Origin of the sequence: Flavobacterium sp. (assembly GCF_028712645.1) — a bacterium.
Lineage (GTDB): Bacteria > Bacteroidota > Bacteroidia > Flavobacteriales > Flavobacteriaceae > Flavobacterium.
The window spans coordinates 1-7,472 of the sequence record NZ_JAQTPQ010000172.1; the positions used below are offsets into that span (position 1 = coordinate 1).

Sequence of the window (7,472 nt, forward strand, 5' to 3'; positions counted from 1 at the left end):
TTTTTTAGGCCTTTCACTAATTTGATAAAAACTCAGGTTAGTCTAATTATAAGATGAAAGTAAACTTTTTATTACGGATTGGAAATCCGCGATATTGAGGACCATGGAAGAAGATTCCGTCATGATTGTGAGTATTAATCCAGGGCTAATTATGCAAGGATTGGTGCAATTACAAACTCAGAAAATAGGAAACGAACGTAACTTTAGATCTGTTGCTGATTACTCCATGCCTAACGTTTCAGAAAAAATGGTGCGCATTCTATTGAGTTATACGGATTATGTGAATCGGGTGGTTTGGGGTAAAAAAGGATAGGGTTTTATGAAAATTTTAATCGACTAAGTTATTAATCAAATTGTAAATGGTAGTCATTTTTTTCCGACTAATCTAATATCAAAATACCATTATTATTTCATCAAGTAAATTATACATATAATAAAAACCATAAATAGACTATCTTGTATTGGGGTTAAATCCGTATCAATATTAAATAATATGGTGTCTTATTTTTTGTAAACATTAAGATATCAGAAAGTTAATTTTTATAACTATGCTTTTAAAAATATTTACAGATTAATTTTATGCAAAAAAAATGAATATACTTAAACTTATTGGTAGGACATTTGAGCTCTTTGATGAGGATATAAGAAATTGTGAAAACGAACTGATAAAGATAATTCAAAAGTCTAGTTTTTTAGTTATTGGAGGAGCTGGTTCTATAGGGCAAGCCGTTACTAAAGAAATATTTAAGAGAAACCCTCTGAAATTACATGTTGTAGATATCAGCGAAAATAATATGGTTGAATTAGTTCGTGATATTCGAAGTTCTTTTGGTTATATTAATGGTGACTTTCAAACTTTTGCATTAGATATTGGATCTGTAGAATATGATGCTTTTATCGAATCAGACGGTATATATGATTATGTTTTAAATCTATCAGCCCTAAAACATGTTCGAAGTGAGAAAGATTCTTTCACATTAATGCGAATGATTAATGTAAATATCTTAAATACAGATAAAACTATTAAGCAGTCAATTGCTAAAGATGTTAAAAAATATTTTTGTGTTTCTACTGATAAAGCTGCTAACCCAGTAAATATGATGGGAGCTTCAAAAAGAATAATGGAAATGTTCCTAATGCGTAGAAGTAAAGAAATTGCTATTTCTACTGCTCGATTTGCTAATGTTGCTTTTTCTGATGGGTCATTACTGCATGGGTTTAATCAGAGGATTATGAAGATGCAACCCATAGTAGCGCCTAATGATATTAAGCGTTATTTTGTTATACCAGAAGAATCTGGACAATTATGTTTAATGTCATGTATTTTTGGAGAAAACAGAGATATTTTTTTTCCAAAATTAAGTGAAAGTTTACATCTGATAACTTTTGCAGATATCGCAGTTAAATACTTAAATGAACTTGGTTACGAACCTTTTTTATGTAAAGATGAAGATGAAGCTAGATTACTAATGGCAACATTACCGGCAAAAGGAAAATGGCCTTGTTTGTTTACTGCTAGCGATACCACAGGAGAAAAAGATTTTGAAGAGTTTTTTACAGAGAATGAAGTCTTAGATATGAACCGATTTGAAAATTTAGGTGTTATTAAAAACGACTTAAATTTTGATGAGGAAAAATTGAATCTTTTCACTGAAACAATTGATACATTAATGAGAGAAGGAAAGTGGAATAAAGAGCAAATAGTTGACTTATTTTTTAAGATGATTCCAGGCTTTGGACATAAAGAGACTGGTAAATATTTAGATGCTAAAATGTAATTAAAATGACCGATTTTAAATCTTCAATAACGTTTATAAAAGAGCTTTTTGATTCTAAGGAGTTTATTCCTTTGCATGTTCCTACCTTTTCAGGAAAAGAAAAAGAATATGTCAATCAAACCATAGACAGTACTTTTGTTTCTTCTGTAGGTGCTTTTGTAGATCAGTTTGAGCATTCTATTGCTCAAATTTCAAATACTCAGAAAGCTGTGGCGGTAGTAAACGGTACTGCAGGATTGCAAGTCGCACTTAGATTAGCGGGTGTGTCCTCAGGTGATGAGGTTATTACGCAAGCATTAACCTTTGTAGCTACTGCAAATGCAATTGCTTATAATATTGCACATCCAGTATTTATCGACGTAGATCTAGATACCATGGGATTGTCACCACAAGCAGTTGAAGTGTTTTTAGCTGAGTTTGGTGAGATCAGAGAAAATGGTTGTTATAATAAAATAACAGGTCGAAAAATAGCTGCTTGTGTTCCGATGCATACTTTTGGATTTCCAGTTCATTTAGACGAATTAATGTCAGTATGCGCAAAATGGAACATTCCTGTAGTTGAAGATGCAGCTGAATCTTTAGGAAGTGAATACAAAGGAAAACCAACGGGAAGTTTTGGTCAGTTGGGCGTTTTTTCTTTTAATGGAAATAAAATTGTAACCTGTGGTGGTGGTGGCACTATAGTTACTAATGACCTATCCCTTGGTGAAAAAGGGAAGTATTTAACGACTACCGCTAACATTCCTCATCCTTATGAATATGTGCACGATGAGTTAGGGTATAATTACAGAATGCCTAATTTAAACGCCGCATTAGCTTGTGCGCAGTTAGAACAATTAGATCACTTTGTTGCAAATAAAAGAGCAACGGCCTTAGAGTATGATGCTTTTTTTAAAACAAAAGGGATCAAGTTTAGAAACGAAAATCCTGACACTAAAGCCAATTATTGGTTGATGTGTGTGGAATTAGAAAATAAAAAGGATAGAGAATTATTCCTAAAAGAAACGAATGAAAATAAAGTAATGACGCGTCCAATTTGGCAATTGATGTTCCGATTGCCCATATATGCAGATTGTCAGCGTGATGCGCAAATCAATGCTTTGTTTTTAGAAGAACGTATTGTAAATATTCCAAGTAGTGTCAGATAAGAAAATAATTTTAGCGGGTTATTCAGGACATGGTTATGTTGTAGCTGAGGCTGCTCACCAAGCTAATATGCCATTATTTTATTATTCCGAATACAATGAATTAAATACCAATCCTTTTGGATTGCATTATTTGGGTTTTGAAGGTAAGGATTCATTTGAAGGATGGAATGAAGATTTTGATTTTATTTTAGGAATTGGAGACAATGCTGTTAGAGTTAAAGTAGCCCAATTAATTAAGAGTAAAAACAAGCAAATTCGCAATGTGATTCATCCTACTGCATCAATTGGACAAAAAGTTACCATAGGAGAAGGTAATTTTATAGCAAGAAATGTATCGGTAAGCCCGTTTGTTTCTATTAGTAACTATTGTATTTTAAATACAGGGTGCATTGTCGAACACGAATGTGTTATTAATCAAGGGGTTCATATTGCTCCCGGAGCTGTTTTAGCAGGTAATGTTACAGTTGGAGAAAATACTTTCATAGGGGCAAATGCTGTGATTAAGCAAGGTGTTGTAGTCGGTAAAAATGTTATTATTGGTGCTGGTTCAGTAGTGATTAAAGATATACCTGACGAAAAAAAAATTGTTGGGAATCCATCAAGAGAAGTATGAAGTTAAAAGTAGTATAATTCCCAGGAGTTTTGGAATGGGAAATCTGAAATTCTCACATTTGGGGTATCTCATTATAATTTTTTAAAATATGGGGTTACCACCATTCAATATAAAGTAATTAAATTCTAAAGCATTCAAAATGAAAAACCAAATATTAAATTAAATGATACCTATAACCAAACCTTTTCTACCACCTCAGGAGGAATACAATAAATATCTTCAAGGAATATGGAAACGCCAATGGTTAACCAATATGGGGCCTTTAGCAAGTGACCTTGAAATGAGATTAAAAAATCATTTGTCGGTAAAACATTTACTTTTTGTCACTAATGGAACTGTAGCCTTACAAATGGCCATAAAAGCGTTAGATTTAAAAGATGAAATAATTACAACACCGTTTTCTTTTGTTGCGACTACAAGCAGTATTGTTTGGGAAGGATGCAAGCCAATATTTGTGGATATTGATAAAGATTCTTTGAATATAGATCCCAATAAAATCGAGGAAGCCATAACCGAAAATACATCAGCAATATTGGCTACACATGTTTACGGAAATCCATGTGATGTGGAAGCCATTGAAAAGATAGCCAAAAAACACAAACTTAAAGTCATTTATGACGGAGCACATGCTTTTGGAGTACAAGTCAAGGGTAAATCTATTTTTGATTATGGAGATCTTTCCATTTGCAGCCTTCATGCCACAAAATTATATCATTCCATTGAAGGAGGATTGATTATAACGAAAGACCCATTATTACTCAAAAAACTAGCTTATATGCGAAACTTTGGTTTTGATGGTCCTGAGGCCTTTGCAGAGTTAGGGTTGAACGGTAAAAATTCAGAATTTCATGCTGCCATGGGGTTGGTAAATTTAGATTACATCAAGGAGATTCATGACAATAGAAAAAGAATCACTGAACGTTACGATGAGAAGCTTAAAAATTATAAAGGAATTAAACAACTGTGGCACACCAATGGTACACAAAACTATGCCTATTATCCCGTAGTAGTGGAAACGGATGAATTACTACATAAATGTATTGATACCCTAAAATTAAATGAAATATTTGTAAGGCGTTATTTTTATCCCTCTTTATCGAAGGTATTGCCCTATTTGGAGTCGGTTGAAATGCCCATTACGGAAGATATTGCTAAAAGAGTGATGTGTTTGCCTTTATTTCACGATTTGACATTGGAGGAAGTGGATTTGATTTGTAGAATATTATTAAGAATACAAAATAATTAAGTCATGCTAATTATCGGAGCTAAGGGTTTTGCTAAAGAAGTTTTAGAAGTATTTCACCAATTAAATGAATTAGACAATATTGCTTTTTATGATGATGTCAATGCTGATAGTGGAGATTTATTATATGGATTATTTCCAATATTGAAGAGTGAAAATGAAGTAAAAGATTTTTTTTATAAATATGGTAATGATTTTACGATTGGCATTGGAAATCCACAACTTCGATATATTTTAATGAAAAAATTTATTTCCTTAGGAGGTAACTTAATTTCTTGTATAAGTAATAAAGCAATTATTGGTTCTTATGAAGTTAAAATAGGGAATGGATGTAATGTCTTAGACAATGCAATATTTTCCAACAGCGCTTCAGTAGGTAAAGGATGTATAATTTATTATAATGTTACTATAACTCACGATTGTGAAATTGGAGATTTTGTTGAATTATCTCCAGGAGCTACATTATTAGGTTCATGTAAAATCGGATCGTTTTCTAAAATTGGTTCAAATGCAACAATTCTACCGAAAATTATAATTGGTAGAAATGTAACAATTGGAGCCGGAGCTGTAGTAACAAAAGATATTCCTGATAATTGTGTAGCGGCTGGTATTCCTGCTAAAATAATTAAGGATTTAGATCCTATGAAATTATAAGACAGAATAAAGTTTAATCAATTCTATATTTTTATAAATTATTTAAAATAAATGAGTAACAGTATAATTTTAAAGAACAGTTTTATATTATATATAAGATTATTAGTAACATCCATTTTAGGGATTATTACTGCAAGAGTTTTACTAGATTCTTTAGGTGTTGAGGATTTTGGATTGTATGCAGTTGTTAGTGGTGTCGTAATGATGATCAGTTTGTTAAATACGGTTTTAATTTCCACCTCGTTCCGTTTTATAGCTTTTGAATTAGGAAAAGGACAGGATGGTGACGTCAACAAAATTTTTAATATCAGCTTAGCTCTGCATCTTTCTATGGCAGTAATTTTACTACTTCTTGCAGAAACAGTAGGTATATATTATATTGAAAACTATTTAAAAGTTGCTGTTGGCAGGATGGATGCAGCTATATTTGTGTTCCGTTTGTCCGTGTATGCTGCTATATTTGCCATAATTAGTATTCCATTCCAAGCTTTGATTACCGCAAAAGAAAATTTCAAAATTAGGGCTTTAATTGAAATAGTGACAGCTACGGCTAAATTAGTTGCTGCTTATTTTTTGCTTTCTTATAGCGGCGATCGACTGCTTTTTTATGCCATTTTGATATTGTGTGCTACGGTTTTGGGGCCAATTGCGTTTACGGTTTACTGTAAAATTAATTACAAAAAATTCACATATTTTAAAATTTCAAAAGATTGGAAAGTTTATAAAGAATTTTTTTCTTTTTCTTCCTGGATTATGTTTGGAGCAGGTGCAAGTGTGGGAAAAGTACAAGGAACCGCTTTGATTATTAATGCTTTTTTTGGGACTGCATTAAATGCGTCATTTGGATTGGCAAATCAGTTGAATACTTTTGTTTTAATGTTTGCACAAAATGTAGGACAAGCAGCCGTTCCACAAATTACAAAAAGTTATAGTGCAGGTAATATTGAGCGCACCAAAACATTGACAGCCGTAATATCAAAATTTTCGTTTTTTTTAATGTTGATTCCAGCCATACCCATTCTATTCCAGACCGAATTTATTTTGAAATTATGGTTAAAGGAGTTGCCCGAGTATCTTATTGTGTTTTCTCAATTGATGGTGATTAATGCATTAATAGACAGTTCGGTTAGCGGTTTACCAGCAGCTATACAGGCAACTGGTAAAATCAAAATTTTTCAAATTATACTTTCCAGTAATTTATTATTAGCATTACCTATTTCATATCTTTTTTTTTATTTTAATTTTCCTCCTCAAACAATATTATTTGTTTTTATTGCTGTTAGTTTAGTTAACAATATTATTGCTCAATTTTTTTTAAAATTGACAATCGGATTCGATATAAAAGACTATTTTAAACGAGTGTATCTAGGAATTATTGGAGTCGGTATTTTAGTCTCTCCGATGTATTTTTTAGTCGATTGGTTTAAAAAAGATTTACTTTCTTTGTTGCTATTCTCAATGATTTCAACTGGTTGGGTAATAATTACTATATATATTGTGGGTTTGACCGTAAATGAAAAATTAGAAGTGAAGGAAATCATTTTAAAAACCAAACGCCGTTTTAAATCTAACGTCTAAAAACTGTAAAAAAATGGAATACGCACCTATAATTATAATGGTCTACGATAGACTTGAACATTTCAAAAATTTAATAGATTCACTCTCATCAGATCCGCTTTCCATATATTCTAATTTATATGTTATTTCTGACGCCCCTTATAAAATTGAACATTCAAGTAAGATAAATGAAGTTAGGGAATATGCTAAAACTGTTACGGGTTTCAAGAATTATAAATTAATAGAAAACGAGAAGAATATGGGAGCTAATGCTTCGTATCAATTTATACTTTCATTAGTCTTTGAGCGACATGATAAAGTCATATTTTTTGAAGATGATAATTTGGTAAGCCCCAACTATTTGCGTTATATGAACGATGCTTTCCTTAAATATCAAGATAATGCAGATGTAGTTTTTGTTTGTGGGTATAATTTTCCGATATCAATACCTGAACAGTATAATTACGACGTTTATTTTT

Annotated in this window: 7 protein-coding genes and 1 pseudogene; all 8 read left to right on the forward strand. The window is 31.8% G+C overall.

Going from position 1 to position 7,472, the window contains the following annotated elements; translation table 11 throughout:
* Positions 1-103: 103 nt before the first annotated feature.
* Positions 104-313 (forward strand): annotated as a pseudogene (locus tag PHC28_RS12845) (UDP-N-acetylglucosamine 2-epimerase (non-hydrolyzing)); the annotation flags it as partial.
* 277 nt (positions 314-590) lie between these two features.
* Positions 591-1,778, forward strand: coding sequence for a UDP-N-acetylglucosamine 4,6-dehydratase (locus PHC28_RS12850; RefSeq protein ID WP_300101169.1), 1,188 nt, complete (start codon positions 591-593; stop codon positions 1,776-1,778).
* A gap of 5 nt (positions 1,779-1,783) precedes the next feature.
* Positions 1,784-2,926 (forward strand): LegC family aminotransferase, encoded by a 1,143-nt coding sequence (locus PHC28_RS12855; RefSeq protein WP_300101173.1) that lies wholly within the window; start codon positions 1,784-1,786, stop codon positions 2,924-2,926.
* A complete protein-coding gene (locus PHC28_RS12860; protein WP_300101176.1) occupies positions 2,916-3,539 on the forward strand; it encodes an acetyltransferase in 624 nt (207 codons plus the stop codon). Before PHC28_RS12855 ends, PHC28_RS12860 begins: the two co-directional genes overlap by 11 nt.
* 163 nt (positions 3,540-3,702) lie before the next feature.
* A complete protein-coding gene (locus PHC28_RS12865) occupies positions 3,703-4,785 on the forward strand; it encodes a DegT/DnrJ/EryC1/StrS aminotransferase family protein (protein WP_300101179.1) in 1,083 nt (360 codons plus the stop codon).
* Positions 4,786-4,788: 3 nt separating this feature from the next.
* Complete coding sequence (locus PHC28_RS12870; RefSeq protein WP_300101182.1) at positions 4,789-5,436, forward strand: acetyltransferase; 648 nt, start codon at positions 4,789-4,791, stop codon at positions 5,434-5,436.
* 51 nt (positions 5,437-5,487) lie between these two features.
* A complete protein-coding gene (locus PHC28_RS12875; RefSeq protein ID WP_300101185.1) occupies positions 5,488-7,014 on the forward strand; it encodes an oligosaccharide flippase family protein in 1,527 nt (508 codons plus the stop codon).
* Between the two features lie 13 nt (positions 7,015-7,027).
* The coding region (locus PHC28_RS12880) for a glycosyltransferase family A protein (protein WP_300101188.1) at positions 7,028-7,472 on the forward strand (445 nt) is incomplete at its 3' end.

Bases quoted from the DNA above. Each gene is read 5' to 3' on its own strand.
- PHC28_RS12855 (WP_300101173.1), top strand. From the start codon at position 1,784: ATGACCGATTTTAAATCTTCAATAACGTTTATAAAAGAGCTTTTTGAT.
- PHC28_RS12870 (WP_300101182.1), top strand. From the start codon at position 4,789: ATGCTAATTATCGGAGCTAAGGGTTTTGCTAAAGAAGTTTTAGAAGTA.
- PHC28_RS12875 (WP_300101185.1), top strand. From the start codon at position 5,488: ATGAGTAACAGTATAATTTTAAAGAACAGTTTTATATTATATATAAGA.
- PHC28_RS12850 (WP_300101169.1), top strand. From the start codon at position 591: ATGAATATACTTAAACTTATTGGTAGGACATTTGAGCTCTTTGATGAG.
- PHC28_RS12865 (WP_300101179.1), top strand. From the start codon at position 3,703: ATGATACCTATAACCAAACCTTTTCTACCACCTCAGGAGGAATACAAT.